This window comes from Curtobacterium citri, assembly GCF_030362955.1.
Classification (GTDB): domain Bacteria; phylum Actinomycetota; class Actinomycetes; order Actinomycetales; family Microbacteriaceae; genus Curtobacterium; species Curtobacterium citri.
This window is the reverse complement of the sequence record NZ_JAUCML010000002.1, coordinates 357,437-371,268: the sequence shown is the minus strand read 5'-3', so window position 1 is coordinate 371,268 and position 13,832 is coordinate 357,437. Positions and strand designations below refer to the sequence as shown.

Genomic DNA, 13,832 nt, shown 5'->3' with positions numbered 1-13,832 from the left:
CCGGGCGCGCTCCGGCGTCAGTCCGCGAAGATCATCGGCCGGTTCGACAGCCGCGGCTGCCGCGGCTGTCCCGCCGCGCGGGGCTGCTCCGTCCGCGCCCGCACCGGCGCGACGTGCACCCGGGTCGCGGCGCCGAGCGCCTCGACCGTGTCGCACCCGTGCACCCCGGCGGCGTGCACGACGATCGCCGCGCAGGCCTCGGCGTCCGCGGACGCGTCGTGGTGCTGGAACCCGACGTGGCCCGCCGCCCGTGCCGCCATCGGGAGCCGGTACGAGTCGAGCGTGTAGGTCTTGCGCGCCACCTGGAGCGAGCAGAGCGAGTGGTGCTCCGCGAGCTCGGTGCCCGTCGCCGCGCACCCGCCCGCGATGACCCCCATGTCGAAGCGGGCGTTGTGCGCGACCAGGACGTCCCCCTCGGCGAACGCCACGATGTCGAGGTACTGCTCGGCCCACCCCTTGGCGCCGACGACGTCCGACTCGACGATGCCGTGGATGCGTGTGTTCCACTCGAGGAAGGTGTCGTGCCCGGCCGGCGGCTGGATGAACCAGGACGCCCGGCCGACCACGCGGCCGCCGCGGACCTTGACGAGACCGACGGAGCAGGCGCTCGCGGGCGAGCTGTTCGCGGTCTCGAAGTCGATGGCGGTGAAGTTCAACGGCACGGGCCCGATCGTCGCACGGGGTTCCGACATCACCCGGTCGTGCCCTCGGCGTTGCGGCTCGTGACCCTGGTGGCCGGTGCGGACGTGACGTAAGCTCACGGCATGGGGGAACCGGGGAAGATGGACGACCTGATCGCGAGCGCGCACCGTGTCGAGGCGGGAGCGCACGACGCCGGGCGGGCCGTCGGGCTCGGCGTGGCCCTGGTCGCGGTCGGTGCCACCGTCGCCTTCATCGTGGTCGGCACGGCGCAGGGCCTCCTGCTCTCCGTCGTGGCGTTCTTCTCGGGGGTCTGGCCGTCCTGACCCCGTCGGTCTGGAGGCCCGGGTCGGCCCCGACGGGCGGCCGCCGGTAGGCTGTGCTCCCGTGGCTCTCACCATCGGAATCGTCGGTCTCCCGAACGTCGGCAAGTCGACCCTGTTCAACGCCCTGACCAAGAACCAGGTCCTCGCCGCGAACTACCCGTTCGCGACGATCGAACCGAACGTCGGTGTGGTCAACCTGCCCGACCCCCGGCTCGACCAGCTCGCCGAGCTCTTCGGGTCGGAGAAGACCGTGCCCGCGCCGGTGTCCTTCGTCGACATCGCCGGCATCGTCAAGGGTGCGAGCGAGGGCGAGGGCCTGGGCAACAAGTTCCTCGCCAACATCCGCGAGGCCGACGCCATCGCGCAGGTCGTCCGCGGCTTCACCGACGACGACGTCGTGCACGTCGCGAACAAGGTCTCGCCGAAGGACGACCTCGAGGTCATCAACACCGAGCTGATCCTCGCCGACCTCGAGACCGTCGAGAAGGCCCTGCCCCGGTACGAGAAGACCGTGAAGCTCAAGCAGGCCGAACCGGCCGTGCTCGCCACCGCACAGGAGGCGAAGGCCGCCCTGGAGGCCGGCACGCTGCTGTCCGCGACCTCGATCGACCTGACGCCGATCGCCGAGCTCGGACTCCTCAGCGCCAAGCCGTTCATCTTCGTCTTCAACGTCGACGAGGCGATCCTGACCGACGAGACCCGCAAGGCCGAGCTGGCCGCGCTCGTCGCGCCCGCGCAGGCCGTGTTCCTCGACGCCCAGGTCGAGTCCGAGCTCATCGAGCTCGACCCCGAGGACGCCGCGGAGCTCCTCGAGTCGACCGGGCAGACCGAGTCCGGTCTCGACCAGCTCGCACGCATCGGGTTCGACACCCTCGGCCTGCAGACCTACCTGACGGCCGGACCGAAGGAGTCGCGGGCGTGGACGATCGGCAAGGGGTGGAAGGCTCCCCAGGCTGCCGGCGTCATCCACACCGACTTCGAGAAGGGCTTCATCAAGGCCGAGGTCATCTCGTTCGACGACCTCATGGAGACGGGCTCGATCGCCGAGGCACGGGCACACGGCAAGGCCCGGATCGAGGGCAAGGACTACGTCATGCAGGACGGCGACGTGGTGGAGTTCCGCTTCAACAACTGATCATCGTCGGTGCCGAGCCGATGTACGGAGATCTGCCGTACACTCGTGCCATGGTCGACACGAGGAAGTCGGACCGGCTGGACCTCCGTCTCACGCCGGACCAGAAGCGCGAGATCGAAGCCGCTGCAGCGATCAGCGGACGATCGGTGACGGACTTCTCGGTGAGCGCCCTCGTCGAGCACGCCGCCGACACCATCCGGCGCGAGCGCGAGATCACCATGTCGGCGAGCAGCTTCGAGGCGTTCTCGGCGCTCCTCGACCGACCGGCCCGATCCGTCTCCGGTCTGGCCGACCTCCTCGCCCGCCCGAGCGTCTTCGTCGACTGACGCATGGCGGTACTCCGGCGTCCCCGTGCCGTCACCGAGCACGACGACACGAGCACCTTCGACTGCGGTCGGCCCTCGTTGACGAGTTGGCTGCAGGTCCGGGCCATCCGCAACGAAGCGGGCGGAGCGTCGCGCACGTTCGTCTCGATCGACGATGAGACCGGCCGGATCGCCGGGTACTACTGCCTCGCCGCGAGCTCGCTCCGAGCGGGCGAGGCACCCGACGCCCTCCGCAGGAACATGCCCGATCCGATCCCCGTCGTCCTGATCGGACGTCTGGCGGTCGACGTGCACTTCCAGGGCCTCGGGCTCGGAGCGAGCCTGCTGCAGGACGCACTCGTCAAGAGCATCGAGGCGTCGCGGCTCGTCGGTGCTCGGGCGATCATCGTGTACGCGCTCGACGACGATGCCGTCCGCTTCTACGAGCGCTTCGGTTTCGTGCTCATCCCGGAGACGGCGCGCTGCCTGTTCCTGCTGCTCACCGACGCGGAAGCCACGGTCGCCGCGGTCTCCGGCAGGATGGACGCATGACGAACGTGCAGCCCGGCTGGTACGACGACGGCTCCGGGGCGACCCGCTGGTGGGACGGCTCCGCCTGGACCGAGCAGGTGCAGGACGGTCCGACGCCCGCGGGCCCGGGGCTGGTCGACCGCCTGCGCGCCGAGGCCGACGCCGGCGCGCGTCCCCGCTCGGGCGCTGCGGGCATGGACTACGTCGTCCTGCAGGTCGTCCTCAAGGAGCGGCTCCTCGGCAAGGGGTCGAACAACCTGACCCAGCTCGAGGACGCCATCAACGCCCAGGCACGGCTCGGCTACCGCCTGCACACGATCACGACGACGACCTCCGGTAGCACGGGCTTCGGCGGCGGCGACCGGATCCAGGCGACGATGGTGTTCGAGCGCCTGGTCTGACGGCCGTCGGGGCTCGACGGCGGGGTCAGTACCCGCCGATGACCTCGAGGTCCCACACCGGCGGCACGTACTCGCGCGACCAGCCCTCGCGCAGGCGGGTGACCGCGCGGTCGTACGACTCGAGCAGGTCCATCTCGGGCCGCACCATCGACTGCAGCTGCAGCCCCTCGTAGGTCGCGAGCAGCTGCTCGGCACCGCGCGCCGGCTCCATGGTCTGCGGCTCCCGCCCGACCTGGATGTCGTGCTGCAGCGACTGCAGGACGAAGCCGTGGAACTTCCGCCACCGCATGTACAGCATCGGTGCGAGCGGGTGGTGCGGCGTTGCGGCGATGTTCAGCGTGGACGTGAGGAAGCGCATGAGCGAGGGATCGGCGACGTTCGCGCCGACGATCGCCCGGAGGAAGACGATGGTGCCGCTCCGTTCGGCGATGGGCAGCAGGGGCGTGGTCCGCTGGTCGTTCCACTGGTCGATGGTGGCGAGCAGCAGTCCGTCCCAGGTCGGGAACACCTCGGTGACCACCTCGACGGTCTGACCCGCCTCGACGGCGACGTGCTCGTAGGACACCTCGTGCAGTGCGTTGGCGCGGAGCACGCGGATCATGGCGGCGACCACCTCGACCCGGAGCAGCGCGGACGTGTCGAGGGGCTGGAACGATCGCATGCGATCAGTCCACCGGTCGCCGGGGGTGCGCGACCACCCCCAGAACTGGGAAGAGCCGTTCTCCGCGCTCTGGCGCGATCGGCGTGGCGCACGGGTCGCGTCTCCCGGTGTCCCCCGGATCGTGCCCGTTCCTGAGTACGGCTCGTCGGGGCCGCGTTCGATGGACAGGTGAAGTACGTGGTCTACGGAGAGAACCGAGTGTTGACCGGCGATGCGATCGCCGAGGCGGTGCTCGCCTACGCCGCGGCGCTCGGCGAGAACGGGACGACGGACATCGTCGAGATCCCGACCGCCGACGCCGAGGGTTACGGCACGACGGCCGAGGTGCTGCTCGGCCCGGCGTCCCAGATCATGGTCGAGGCTGCGCCGGACGACGAGCTGGAGCCGGAGGACGAGGACCTCGTCAACGAGCTCGCCCGTCGGACCACGGCGGTCGGCGGCGGACGGTTCTCCGACGCGGCGTCGTCGCACTCGGACGAGCCCGAGGCGAAGCGCCTGCGCACGGATCCGCCACAGGTCTGAACCGCCACAGGTCCGGCCCGCCGCAGTACGGTGTGGCTGAACCCGTCCGAGGAGGGACCAGCCGTGCCGAACGTCGTCGACTTCGTGACCGTGTCCACCGAGGGCCTCGAGTCCTCCCCGGTGGCCGACGCCCTCGCCGGGCTCCGCGCGAACGAGGCGCGGTACTTCCGGAACAAGTACGACCACGTCTTCACGACGCACCCGGCGGCCGAGGTGCCGGAGCTCATCGAGTACGTGGCCCGGGTCCTGCGCGATGAGCGCGCGATCGTCATCGCGTCCCCGGTGCTCGAGGCGACGCAGTTCGAGGTCGAGGGCGTCCGGTGGACGTACGTCTTCCACGAGTCCGGCCTGTCGATCAACGTCCTCTACGCGCTCGAGGCGGGCGGCAAGCGCGCGGTCGGGTTCAAGCTCTCGGACGGGATGGACGAGCCCGAGGAACTGCACGCCTTCAAGTTCGCGCGGCAGCGGTCGAAGCTCGCCGGGACGATCCGCGGTTCCTACTTCGTCGTCAAGGGCGAGTACTGACGAACCAGCTCTGATCCGCCCTGGCCACGGAACGCACACTCCGGACGGCGTGGAGGTGCGGAAACCTACCGTCGGTGGAGAGATGAGGAGGGGACCGTGAAGTACATCCACTACGACGCCAGTCTGATCCTCACAGGGGACCTGATCGCGGACGCCGTCGCCGACTACGCGGCGGTGCTGGGTGCGAACGCGCGCACGGACACGATCACCGTGCCGAGCGTGGGCGACGACGGCTCCGTGTCGACGTCGATCCTGCTGGTCGGCCCGGCGAGCGAGCTCTGCGTGACGATCGCGCCCGACGACGAACTCGAACCCGAGGACCCGGCCTTCATCCGGCGGCTCCGCGATGCGGCACGGCGCGCCGGCCCGGAGCGTCCCGTCGATGCCGACGGCGGCGTGCGCTTCCGCGGCGCAGAGGAGCCGTCGGCGCACACGGACGCCTGACGTCGACCCGGACGCCCGACGACCACGCAGGAACGACGAACGCCGCCGGCTCGAGCCGACGGCGTTCGTGGTGTCGGGCCCGGCAGTGCGGGCGGGACGGGCCTAGGCGGCCAGGGCGAGCTCGCGCTGGTCGACGCGGCGGGCGAGCAGGATGGTCCGGCTCGACTCGCCCCGCCAGGAGCGGCCCGGCACGGTCCAGCCGGCCTCGCCGTCGACGGCCAGGCGGGCGTCACGGGTGACGAACAGGCGGAGGTCGTCGGCCGGGATGCGGACGAGGTACTCGCGCTGCGAGCGGTCGTCGCGCACGGGGAACTCGGCGATGCGGTCGGGGGAGATCACGGGCGCCGCGAGTGCGGTCCCGGAGATGGTGATGCGATCGTTGCTGGTCATGGTGGTGCGGTACTTCCTGGTCGTTCGGCACCCGGCCGTGCTCTGGTCGGCGGACCGGCGTGGTCCGGCACGACGCATCGGCTGCGGGTGCGCACGTCGTGTCTCGACGTGCTGCTCGTCCGTTCGGATCGAGCGGTGGTCTCGGTGGAATGCGACCCGGCGGGTCGGTGGCGAGACGGGCTGGTGTGCGCGAGTCAGATGGGTTCGCTGCAGTGCACCAACCAGACACTATACGGCATCTGCTCCGGAACGTCCAGGAGATCACGGACGACCACACGACGGACGGGAGGCGCGGCACCCGCTGGTACCGCGCCTCCCGTCCGTCGTCGGTGCTCAGTTGAGGACCGGGGTGTCCTCCGGCACGACGCCGTCGCCGTACAGGTCGGTCGCCAGGTCACGGAGCGCGCGCAGCGCGACGCGCTGCGTCAGCGGGCCGTAGGAGATGCGGGCCACGCCGAGCTCCTGGTACTCGGCGGCGGGGAGGGCTCCGGGCAGACCGATCACCGACAGCTTGCCGCGGCCGAGCCCGGCCACGAGACGCTTGACCACGTCGCGCTGGATCGCACCCGGCACGAACACGAGGGCTGCCCCGTTGTCGAGGAAGGCCTTTCCGCGCGCGATGGCGTCCTCGATGCTCTCGTCGATCGGCCGGTCGCCGCCGCGGGCGATCGCGTCGGTCCGGGCGTTCAGCTGGAAGTCGATGCCCTCGGCCTGCGCCGCGGCGGTGATCGCGGCGACGCGTGCGACGGCCTCGTCGAAGGGGCGCAGTCGGTCCTCGACGTTGGCGCCGACGATCCCGGCGGCGATCGCCCGGCGGATCGTCTCCGCCGGGTCCTCGTAGCCGTCGTCGAGGTCGGCGGTGACCGGCAGGTCGGTCGCGGCGGCGATGGTCGCGGCGCCCGCGAGGGCGACGTCGAGCGGCATCCCGCCGTCGTCGTACCCGGCGCTCGCGGCGATCGAGTGCCCGGCCGTGGCGACGGCCTTCGTCTCCGGCAGGTCGCTGACGACCTTCGCGCTGATCGCGTCCCACACGTTGACGACGCGGAGGATCTCGGGGGCTTCGTGCAGCTGCTTGAGGGTGGTGGCCTTGTCGGCGGTGCTCGTGCTCATGGAGCCGAACCTATGCGGCCGAGCCCTGCGGCGCCCGGGCGGCGACCGGAAGACGACGCGGGATGACGGGCGGACTCGCACCGAACCTTGCGGCCGGTGCATCCTGGGACGCATGGCGGACGACGAGCAGGACCCGGTCGGGACGCTCCGCGGGGTGCGCACGAGCATCAAGTGGACGCGCTACGCACCCGAGGTGCTGCCGCTGTTCGTCGCCGAGATGGACCACGACGTCGCCCCGGCGATCCGGCAGGCGCTCGTCGAGCGCGTGCAGCAGTCGGACCTCGGGTACCTCGACGGACCGGGACCGCTGGCACCGGCCTTCGCGCAGTTCGCGCGCGAGCGGTGGGGGTGGGACGTCGACCCGTCCCGCGTGCACCTGGCGACCGACGTGAGCGTCGGGATCGTCGAGTCGCTGCGGCTCGCGCTGCCCGACGGCGGCCGCGTGGCGATCACGCCGCCGGTGTACCCGCCGTTCTTCGAGCTCGTCGAGGAGGCACGGTGTCGGGTCGAGGAGGTCCCGCTCGCCGAGCAGTGGGGCGTCTACCGGCTCGACCTGGCGGGTCTCGAACGGGCCTTCGCCGACGGCGTCCGGGTGTTCCTGCTCTGCAACCCGCACAACCCGATGGGCCTCGTGCACGACCGCGCCGACCTGGTCGCGCTCGCCGAGCTCGCCGCACGGTACGACGTGCTCGTCATCAGCGACGAGATCCACGCGCCGCTGACCCACCCGGGCGTCCGCTTCACCCCGTTCGCGATGGTCGCCGAGGCCGCGGGTGCCCGCAGCGTCTGCGTGACGAGTGCGAGCAAGGGGTGGAACCTCGCCGGCGTGAAGTGCTCGGTCATGGTCGCGGGCGACGAGCGGACGGCGGCCCTCCTCGACACGCTGTGGGAGGAGGTCGCCTGCCGGACGAGCATCCTCGGGCTGCACGCCAACCTGGCGGCCTTCACCCTGGCCACCGACTGGCTCGACGAGGTCGTCGCCCGGATCGTGGCGAACGAGCGGCTGCTCGGCACACTGCTCGCCGAACACCTGCCCGGGGTCGTCTACACCAGGCCGCGCGCAGGGTACCTGGCGTGGCTCGACTTTCGGGGGATCGGTCTCGGGGACGACCCAGCGGTGCCGCTGCGGGAGCACGCGTACGTGGCGCTCAACTCCGGGCTCGGATTCGGTGCGCAGGGGCGGGGGTTCGCGCGGCTCAACCTGGCGTGCTCACCGGAGACGCTGCGCGAGGCCGTGCTCCGCATCGCGGCGGCGTACCCGTCGGGCGCGCAGGAGGGGCTCGTCTGGCACGTGGCCTGAGCGAGCGGCGGTCAGTCGTCGACGTACTGGTTGCGCCCGACGACGCGGATGCGCAGGTCGTCGTCCCGGTCCATGGCGAGGAACTCGCGGGCGACGGGGCCGACGGACGACCAGCGCAGGACCTCGGTGATCGGGGTCCCCTCGATGAACACCTGCCACACGCCGCGCTCACGGACGGCCTGCACCTCGTACGTCGCCATGCGGCGAGCGTACCGGCTCACCGCAGCCGCTTCTCGTACCACCGCATCACCGGCACCGACCCGTCCGGCTTCGACCAGTCGGCAGGGACCCGGTGCGTCATCCGCCAGCCACGGCGCTCGTACAGCCGCCAGGCACCGGGGGTCTCCTCGGTGACGTCGAGCCGCAGGACCGGCGCGGCCGCCGACTCCTCGACGGTCCCGAGCAGCGCATCGGCGAGGCCGCGGCCGCGGTGGTCGGGGTGGACGAACAGGCGTGTCACGAGGGGCGGCTCGTCGACCGCGGGAACGGCGAGGCCGACGTGGCCGACCGGGTCGTCGTTGACCGTGGCGGTCCAGGCGGCCAGGTGACCGGGCGGGGAGAGCCACGCGGCGGGGTCGTCGGGCCACCGTGCCGGGTAGCCGCCCCCGTGCGTCCGACGCAGTACGTCGACGACCCGCGGGAGGTCGGACTCGGAGCGTGGCCGGATGTCCATCGGGGTCGACGCTGGCGGGCGCTCAGAGGTCGAGCACCATGTGCACGTCGGCGCGGACGTAGGGGCTCGGTGCGACCTCGTCGTGGTCGAGGTGGCGGAAGCCGAACGCCTCGTACAGGTGCACGGCGCTCGCCAGACCGCTGTTGCTCTCGAGCGCGACCCGGCGCGCGCCCAGCGCCCGAGCACGGTCGAGGGCGGCGGCGATGAGCCTCCGGCCGGTGCCGTGCCCCTGGTGCGCGGGCGAGACCGCCATCTTCACGAGTTCGACCACGCCGTCGCCGACCGGCATGATCCCGATGCAGCCGATGACCTCGGTGTCGAGGCGTGCGACGAACACCGCACCGCCGGGCTCGACGACGCGGCCGACGGGGTCGCCGAGGATCGCACGGTCCTCGTCCTCGAGCGTGAAGTACCGCTCGATCCACGCCTCGTTGAGCGTGCGGAACGCTTCGGCGTCGGCGGCGGAGGACAGTTCAGCGATGGTGAGGGTGTGCGTCGCGTCGGGCATGCGTCCATCCTCGATCGACGACGCAGTCGCGTCCAATACTCGTTCGTGCTGATCGATATGCTGCGTGCATGGATGTCGACCTCCGGCAGCTGCGGGCGTTCCTCGCCGTCGCGGACGAGCTGCACTTCGGGCGGGCGGCCGAGCGCCTCCGCATCGCGCAACCCGCGCTCTCGCAGCAGATCCGGCGGACCGAGCGCGACCTCGGCGTCGACCTGTTCGTGCGGACGTCGCGGAGCGTCGCGCTGACCGCAGCGGGGCGCGTGCTCCAGGGCCGTGCGCGGTCGCTGCTCGACCAGGCACAGCGGGACCTCGACGAGGTTGTCCGCGTCGGGCGCGGCGAGGCCGGACGGCTCGACGTGGGGTTCGTAGTCTCAGCGCTGCCGCTCGGGCCGATCGAGCGCGTCCAGGCCTTCCGGCAGCGGTTCCCGCTCGTCCGCGTCGAGCTGACGGAGGGCTACTCGTCGACGCTCCTCGCCCGGATCGTCCGCGGCGAGCTCGACCTGGCGGTCCTGCGCGACCCCGACCCGGACCCGGCCGTGCGCTTCCTGCCGTTCCGGACCGAGCGGTTCGTCGCCGCGGTCCCGCGCGGACACCGGCTCGCGGACCGGGCGGCGATCCGGGGCACCGAGCTGGTCGACGACCCGTTCGTGTTCTTCCCCGCGGTCGCCGGTGCGGTCGCGACCGAGCGCAACCTCGCACCCGTGGTCGACGACGGACGGCGGCCCGAGGTCGTGCAGGAGGCGACGACCTGGGCGACCGTGCTGCACCTCGTCGGTGCGGGGCTCGGCGTGACGATCGCCCCGGAGAGCGCGACGCTCGCGGCACCCGACTCCGTCGTCCTGCTCCCGCTGCAGGACGACCCGCACCGCAGCGAACTGGTGTGGGCGGTCCGGGCCGACGACGACCGCGAGATCCTCCGGAACTTCATCGCCGCGACCGGGTCCTGACCGCGCGCCCGACGCTCGCGGCGCCGGACGCCCTCAGCCGAGCGGCAGCACCGGAGCGCGCTGGTCGCCGAGCTCGTCCTCGTGCCACGGCCGGGCACCGCGCAGCGCCAGCCCGAGCTGCACGAGCACGAACGCCACGTGCGGCTCGACGTCCGGGTCCCACGCGCCCTCGACCCCCAGGCCGAGCGCGGCGAGCTCGTCGTCGGCCTCGTCGCGGATGCTGAGGCTCCAGCGGCCGTCGCCCTGCTCCTCGACGACGGCCCAGCGAGCGGTGTCGAACCGGCTCACGCGGTCTTCGCGACGTCCTCGGTGAAGTTCCGCACGCGCCCGAGCAGTGCCTCGCCGCGCATCGCGATCGTCGCCGGCGGGTTGAGGTGCGGCGGCGCCGTGCGGATGAGCATCGAGCAGCCGAGGTCCTCACAGATGTACGACCCGATGGTGTTGCCGTTCCGGCCCGACTCGCCGGCGCGGGCGGCGGAGAACAGGCGGACCTGCGTCGCAGGCTGCGGGGAGTGGCAGAACGAGCACATCGCGGCGATGCCCGGGCGGAGCGAGCCCCCGGCGGACCGGACGACGATGCCCACCGGGCGGTCGTCGATCCAGGACACGATGTAGCCGCGGCGGGCGGCCTGCGGGTCGCGCCAGCCGAGGAACTCGCGCTCGTCCCACAGCATCTCGTGCAGGCCGGGGATGGGGAGCTGCTCGAGCTCGTCCGGGGTGGCGTTCACGAACGACGAACGGATGTCTGCTTCGGTCAGTGGCTTCACGGTGCCTGCAACCCTATGCCTCACCGCCGACGTGCGCGCGGCGGTCGTCAGCCCAGCCGGGAGGCGCGGATCGCCCCGAGCGCGCTCGTCCCGTCCGCCACGAGCACCGCTCGGCGCAGGGCGTCGCGTCCGACGCGTCGGGCCGCCGCGTCGTCGGCCGCGAACTCGACGAGCACGCGCGTCGAGCGCGCCATGGCGCGCGCGCCGGGCACCCACGGGACCGCGCGCTCGATCGACTCGGCGACCGCGACGGCGACCGCGTGGCGCTGGGTCAGGTGGGCGCGCTCGTGGGCGACCACGGCCTCCAGTTCGTCGGTCCGCAGCAGGTCCGCGAGCCCGGTGCTCACGAGCACGCCGCCCGCGCGACCGGGCACCGCGCAGGCGAGCGCGTGGTCCGCCTCGACGAGCGCGACGGGGGTGCCGTCGATCTCGCGGTGCGGCGCGGCGCCGGACCGCATCGCCTGCCGGACCGCCTCGTGCTCGGCGCCGGGACGGACGCGGACCGCGACGACGAACGCGGCCACGCCGAGGAGCGCGACGCCGAGGTTCAGGCCGTGCGTCGGGGACTCGGCGAGCCGGAAGGGGTCGAGCGGGCGGTCGGCCACGACGACGAGGGCGACCCCGACCACGAAGCCGACCACGCCCAGCACGACCGCGACGGACCACGAGACGAGCGCCGTCCGGGGCCGGTCGATCGTCCAGGCGGACCGGGTCAGGACGCGCGGGGCGACCACCACGACGACGAGGGCGAGGGCGATGAGGGCGACTCCGGCGACGACCACTGCTCAGTTCCGGTCAGGAGCGGGCTCGGGCGTCGAGGGCGCGGCGCAGGACGTCGAGGTCGTCCGAGGCGAGCGACCCGGTGAACTGCAGCAGCGCGGCCTCGCGGTCCGACGCGGCGGCGAGCGCGCTCGACATGAGCGAGGCGGTCTGCTGCTCCCGGCTGTGCACGGCGCGGAAGGTCAGCGGGGCGTCGTCGTGCTCGCGCCGTTCGACCTGGCCCTTGCGGCCGAGGCGGTCGAGCACGGTGAGCACGGTGGTCAGCGCCGGGCGCGGCTCCGGGAAGGCGTCGAGGACCTGCCGCGCGGTGCACCCGGAGTCGTCGCCGCCGTCCGCCGCGGCGCGCAGGGTCTCGAGGACGGCCTGTTCGAGCTGCCCGCGGGGGCGCGATCGCTGTCCTGCCATCCCCGCATTCTACGAGACGTCGAACGCCCGGCCGCGACACATGCCCGAAACGCGGGATCGGTATGCTCGTCGCAGCACAACTCAACACCGGCCGATCACCCGCCGCGGGAGAGCCGAGCGCACGCGCACGGCACCGAAGGAGCAACCTCCCCGTCAATCTCTCAGGTCCCACACCGCAGCGGACAGGCCACTCTGAAAAGCAGGCACGCGTCCCCGCCCGGGCGTCCGCGGTGTCTCGCCCACGGTGAAAGCCGCCGGACCTCACGGGCCGCGGTGAAACTCTCAGGCCCATGACAGAGGGGGAGTTCCCACCCGACGACGTCCGTCGGGTCCTGCCGATGCCAGGAGAACTCCGTCATGCGTTCCTCCCCACTCGAGTCCGCGCACGAGGCCGCGGGCGCCACCTTCACCGACTTCGCCGGCTACCGCATGCCCGTGCGGTACTCGTCCGACCTCGCCGAGCACCACGCGGTGCGCACGGCTGCCGGGGTCTTCGACCTGTCGCACATGGCCGAGGTCGGAGTCAGCGGCCCCGACGCCGTGGCGTTCCTCGACCATGCGCTCGCCGGGTCCTTCGGCGCGATGCCGGTCGGCCGCGCGAAGTACTCGCTCCTCCTGGCCGAGGACGGCGGGATCCTCGACGACCTCGTCGTCTACCGCACGGGGGAGGACGTCTTCCTCGTCGTCGCGAACGCCGCGAACCGGGTCGTCGCCGTCGACGCCCTGACCGAACGCGTCGCGGGCTTCGACGTCGTCGTGTCGGACGACTCCGACAGCACCGCCCTCGTGGCGATCCAGGGTCCGGCCGCGGCGGGCACGCTCGACGCGCTGGTCGTGGCCGATCGTCTGCAGCCCGAGACCCCGCTGGACGAGCTCCGCTACTACCGGGTCCTGCACGCGCTGTTCGACGGCGCCGAGGTGCTCGTCGCGCGCACCGGCTACACGGGCGAGGACGGCTTCGAGATCTACAGCGACACCGACGTCGCGACCGTGATCTGGGACGCGCTGCTCGAGACCGGTGCCGACCGCGGCGTGGTGCCCGCCGGACTCGCCGCCCGCGACACCCTGCGGCTCGAGGCCGGCATGCCGCTCTACGGGCACGAGCTCGACCCCACCGTCCGTCCGGCACAGGCCGGACTCGGTCGGGTCGTCGCCACCTCGGGGTCGTTCGTCGGGGACGCCGGCGTACAGCCCGCGGAGGACGCCCGCGTGCTCGTCGGCCTCGTGACCGAGGGACGCCGTGCGCCGCGCGCCGGGTACGACGTGGTGCACGACGGGCAGGTCGTCGGCACCGTCACCTCCGGGGCGCTCTCGCCGACGCTGGGACACCCCGTCGCCATGGCCTTCGTCGACCCGGCCGTGGCCGGCGAGGGACAGCTCCTGCACATCGACGTCCGCGGGACCGCGATCCCCAGCATCGTCACCCCGTTCCCCTTCTACCGTCGCACTCCGAGAGGCTGACA

Annotated in this window: 22 protein-coding genes and 1 riboswitch; of the genes, 11 read left to right on the top strand and 11 right to left on the bottom strand. The window is 72.3% G+C overall.

Translation table 11 applies throughout. From position 1 onward, the window contains the following. Positions 1–17: 17 nt before the first annotated feature. Positions 18–662 carry an exonuclease domain-containing protein gene (locus QUG92_RS04205; protein WP_289457907.1) on the bottom strand — a complete coding sequence of 215 codons (645 nt, stop codon included), beginning with the start codon at positions 660–662 and terminating at the stop codon, positions 18–20. Positions 663–764: 102 nt separating this feature from the next. On the opposite strand from QUG92_RS04205, the gene QUG92_RS04200 reads away from it, so the two are divergent. The 5 genes from QUG92_RS04200 (at position 765) to QUG92_RS04180 (ending at position 3,337) form a co-directional block, all read left to right on the top strand. Continuing rightward, positions 765–965 carry a hypothetical protein gene (locus QUG92_RS04200; protein WP_289457771.1) on the top strand — a complete coding sequence of 67 codons (201 nt, stop codon included), beginning with the start codon at positions 765–767 and terminating at the stop codon, positions 963–965. A 61-nt stretch (positions 966–1,026) separates the two neighbouring features. Continuing rightward, entirely contained in the window at positions 1,027–2,100 is a 1,074-nt protein-coding gene (ychF, locus tag QUG92_RS04195) for a redox-regulated ATPase YchF (RefSeq protein ID WP_182047015.1), read from the top strand. A gap of 50 nt (positions 2,101–2,150) precedes the next feature. Continuing rightward, on the top strand, positions 2,151–2,426 hold the full coding sequence (locus QUG92_RS04190) for a type II toxin-antitoxin system TacA family antitoxin (protein WP_182047019.1): 276 nt from the start codon (positions 2,151–2,153) through the stop codon (positions 2,424–2,426). A gap of 3 nt (positions 2,427–2,429) precedes the next feature. Beyond that, entirely contained in the window at positions 2,430–2,957 is a 528-nt protein-coding gene (locus QUG92_RS04185; RefSeq protein ID WP_289457769.1) for a GNAT family N-acetyltransferase, read from the top strand. Continuing rightward, positions 2,954–3,337 (top strand): DUF2510 domain-containing protein, encoded by a 384-nt coding sequence (locus QUG92_RS04180; RefSeq protein WP_182047021.1) that lies wholly within the window; start codon positions 2,954–2,956, stop codon positions 3,335–3,337. Before QUG92_RS04185 ends, QUG92_RS04180 begins: the two co-directional genes overlap by 4 nt. A 25-nt stretch (positions 3,338–3,362) precedes the next feature. On the opposite strand, the gene QUG92_RS04175 is transcribed toward QUG92_RS04180, so the two are convergent. Next, the gene (locus QUG92_RS04175; RefSeq protein WP_182047022.1) at positions 3,363–3,998 is read right to left on the bottom strand and encodes a TetR/AcrR family transcriptional regulator; all 636 of its coding nucleotides are present in this window, start codon (positions 3,996–3,998) and stop codon (positions 3,363–3,365) included. Between the two features lie 168 nt (positions 3,999–4,166). On the opposite strand from QUG92_RS04175, the gene QUG92_RS04170 reads away from it, so the two are divergent. The 3 genes from QUG92_RS04170 to QUG92_RS04160 all read left to right on the top strand — a co-directional run bounded on the left by QUG92_RS04170 (position 4,167) and on the right by QUG92_RS04160 (position 5,489). Beyond that, positions 4,167–4,520, top strand: coding sequence for a hypothetical protein (locus QUG92_RS04170; RefSeq protein ID WP_182047023.1), 354 nt, complete (start codon positions 4,167–4,169; stop codon positions 4,518–4,520). 63 nt (positions 4,521–4,583) lie between these two features. After that, on the top strand, positions 4,584–5,045 hold the full coding sequence (locus tag QUG92_RS04165) for a DUF8821 family protein (RefSeq protein ID WP_289457768.1): 462 nt from the start codon (positions 4,584–4,586) through the stop codon (positions 5,043–5,045). Positions 5,046–5,141: 96 nt separating this feature from the next. Then, positions 5,142–5,489 carry a hypothetical protein gene (locus tag QUG92_RS04160; protein ID WP_182047025.1) on the top strand — a complete coding sequence of 116 codons (348 nt, stop codon included), beginning with the start codon at positions 5,142–5,144 and terminating at the stop codon, positions 5,487–5,489. A 102-nt stretch (positions 5,490–5,591) separates the two neighbouring features. Here QUG92_RS04160 and QUG92_RS04155 read toward each other — a convergent pair whose 3' ends face one another. Together QUG92_RS04155 and QUG92_RS04150 are read right to left on the bottom strand one after the other, a co-directional pair. Continuing rightward, positions 5,592–5,879 (bottom strand): hypothetical protein, encoded by a 288-nt coding sequence (locus tag QUG92_RS04155; protein ID WP_182047026.1) that lies wholly within the window; start codon positions 5,877–5,879, stop codon positions 5,592–5,594. 333 nt (positions 5,880–6,212) lie between these two features. Then, a complete protein-coding gene (locus QUG92_RS04150) occupies positions 6,213–6,989 on the bottom strand; it encodes an isocitrate lyase/PEP mutase family protein (protein ID WP_289457767.1) in 777 nt (258 codons plus the stop codon). A 112-nt stretch (positions 6,990–7,101) separates the two neighbouring features. On the opposite strand from QUG92_RS04150, the gene QUG92_RS04145 reads away from it, so the two are divergent. Then, positions 7,102–8,289, top strand: a complete 1,188-nt coding sequence (locus tag QUG92_RS04145) for a MalY/PatB family protein (RefSeq protein ID WP_069711664.1) — start codon at positions 7,102–7,104, stop codon at positions 8,287–8,289. Positions 8,290–8,300: 11 nt separating this feature from the next. Here QUG92_RS04145 and QUG92_RS04140 read toward each other — a convergent pair whose 3' ends face one another. From QUG92_RS04140 to QUG92_RS04130, 3 genes are read right to left on the bottom strand one after another with little or no spacing between them, the layout of a single operon-like run. Beyond that, on the bottom strand, positions 8,301–8,489 hold the full coding sequence (locus tag QUG92_RS04140; protein ID WP_069711663.1) for a hypothetical protein: 189 nt from the start codon (positions 8,487–8,489) through the stop codon (positions 8,301–8,303). A gap of 17 nt (positions 8,490–8,506) precedes the next feature. Continuing rightward, positions 8,507–8,962, bottom strand: coding sequence for a GNAT family N-acetyltransferase (locus QUG92_RS04135; RefSeq protein ID WP_289457766.1), 456 nt, complete (start codon positions 8,960–8,962; stop codon positions 8,507–8,509). Positions 8,963–8,984: 22 nt separating this feature from the next. After that, a complete protein-coding gene (locus QUG92_RS04130) occupies positions 8,985–9,470 on the bottom strand; it encodes a GNAT family N-acetyltransferase (protein WP_289457765.1) in 486 nt (161 codons plus the stop codon). Positions 9,471–9,538: 68 nt separating this feature from the next. Between QUG92_RS04130 and QUG92_RS04125 the strand changes: the two genes are divergently transcribed. Continuing rightward, the gene (locus QUG92_RS04125; protein ID WP_289457764.1) at positions 9,539–10,417 is read left to right on the top strand and encodes a LysR substrate-binding domain-containing protein; all 879 of its coding nucleotides are present in this window, start codon (positions 9,539–9,541) and stop codon (positions 10,415–10,417) included. Between the two features lie 33 nt (positions 10,418–10,450). Here QUG92_RS04125 and QUG92_RS04120 read toward each other — a convergent pair whose 3' ends face one another. From QUG92_RS04120 to QUG92_RS04105, 4 genes are read right to left on the bottom strand one after another with little or no spacing between them, the layout of a single operon-like run. Further along, entirely contained in the window at positions 10,451–10,705 is a 255-nt protein-coding gene (locus QUG92_RS04120) for a hypothetical protein (RefSeq protein ID WP_289457763.1), read from the bottom strand. Further along, entirely contained in the window at positions 10,702–11,184 is a 483-nt protein-coding gene (locus QUG92_RS04115) for an FBP domain-containing protein (RefSeq protein ID WP_081985224.1), read from the bottom strand. Before QUG92_RS04115 ends, QUG92_RS04120 begins: the two co-directional genes overlap by 4 nt. 47 nt (positions 11,185–11,231) lie before the next feature. Next, entirely contained in the window at positions 11,232–11,966 is a 735-nt protein-coding gene (locus tag QUG92_RS04110; RefSeq protein ID WP_289457761.1) for a M56 family metallopeptidase, read from the bottom strand. A gap of 13 nt (positions 11,967–11,979) precedes the next feature. Next, positions 11,980–12,369, bottom strand: a complete 390-nt coding sequence (locus tag QUG92_RS04105; RefSeq protein WP_182047034.1) for a BlaI/MecI/CopY family transcriptional regulator — start codon at positions 12,367–12,369, stop codon at positions 11,980–11,982. Between the two features lie 95 nt (positions 12,370–12,464). Next, positions 12,465–12,555, top strand: a riboswitch (glycine riboswitch). 171 nt (positions 12,556–12,726) lie between these two features. Between QUG92_RS04105 and gcvT the strand changes: the two genes are divergently transcribed. Beyond that, positions 12,727–13,830 carry a glycine cleavage system aminomethyltransferase GcvT gene (gene gcvT / locus QUG92_RS04100; RefSeq protein WP_289457760.1) on the top strand — a complete coding sequence of 368 codons (1,104 nt, stop codon included), beginning with the start codon at positions 12,727–12,729 and terminating at the stop codon, positions 13,828–13,830. The last annotated feature ends 2 nt before the right edge of the window (positions 13,831–13,832 follow it).

Coding starts and splice junctions, on each gene's coding strand:
- QUG92_RS04155 (WP_182047026.1), bottom strand. CDS start 5,879: ATGACCAGCAACGATCGCATCACCATCTCCGGGACCGCACTCGCGGCG.
- QUG92_RS04140 (WP_069711663.1), bottom strand. CDS start 8,489: ATGGCGACGTACGAGGTGCAGGCCGTCCGTGAGCGCGGCGTGTGGCAG.
- QUG92_RS04180 (WP_182047021.1), top strand. CDS start 2,954: ATGACGAACGTGCAGCCCGGCTGGTACGACGACGGCTCCGGGGCGACC.
- QUG92_RS04200 (WP_289457771.1), top strand. CDS start 765: ATGGGGGAACCGGGGAAGATGGACGACCTGATCGCGAGCGCGCACCGT.
- QUG92_RS04185 (WP_289457769.1), top strand. CDS start 2,430: ATGGCGGTACTCCGGCGTCCCCGTGCCGTCACCGAGCACGACGACACG.
- QUG92_RS04145 (WP_069711664.1), top strand. CDS start 7,102: ATGGCGGACGACGAGCAGGACCCGGTCGGGACGCTCCGCGGGGTGCGC.
- gcvT (WP_289457760.1), top strand. CDS start 12,727: ATGCGTTCCTCCCCACTCGAGTCCGCGCACGAGGCCGCGGGCGCCACC.
- QUG92_RS04130 (WP_289457765.1), bottom strand. CDS start 9,470: ATGCCCGACGCGACGCACACCCTCACCATCGCTGAACTGTCCTCCGCC.
- QUG92_RS04190 (WP_182047019.1), top strand. CDS start 2,151: ATGGTCGACACGAGGAAGTCGGACCGGCTGGACCTCCGTCTCACGCCG.
- QUG92_RS04175 (WP_182047022.1), bottom strand. CDS start 3,998: ATGCGATCGTTCCAGCCCCTCGACACGTCCGCGCTGCTCCGGGTCGAG.
- QUG92_RS04105 (WP_182047034.1), bottom strand. CDS start 12,369: ATGGCAGGACAGCGATCGCGCCCCCGCGGGCAGCTCGAACAGGCCGTC.
- QUG92_RS04125 (WP_289457764.1), top strand. CDS start 9,539: ATGGATGTCGACCTCCGGCAGCTGCGGGCGTTCCTCGCCGTCGCGGAC.
- QUG92_RS04135 (WP_289457766.1), bottom strand. CDS start 8,962: ATGGACATCCGGCCACGCTCCGAGTCCGACCTCCCGCGGGTCGTCGAC.
- QUG92_RS04150 (WP_289457767.1), bottom strand. CDS start 6,989: ATGAGCACGAGCACCGCCGACAAGGCCACCACCCTCAAGCAGCTGCAC.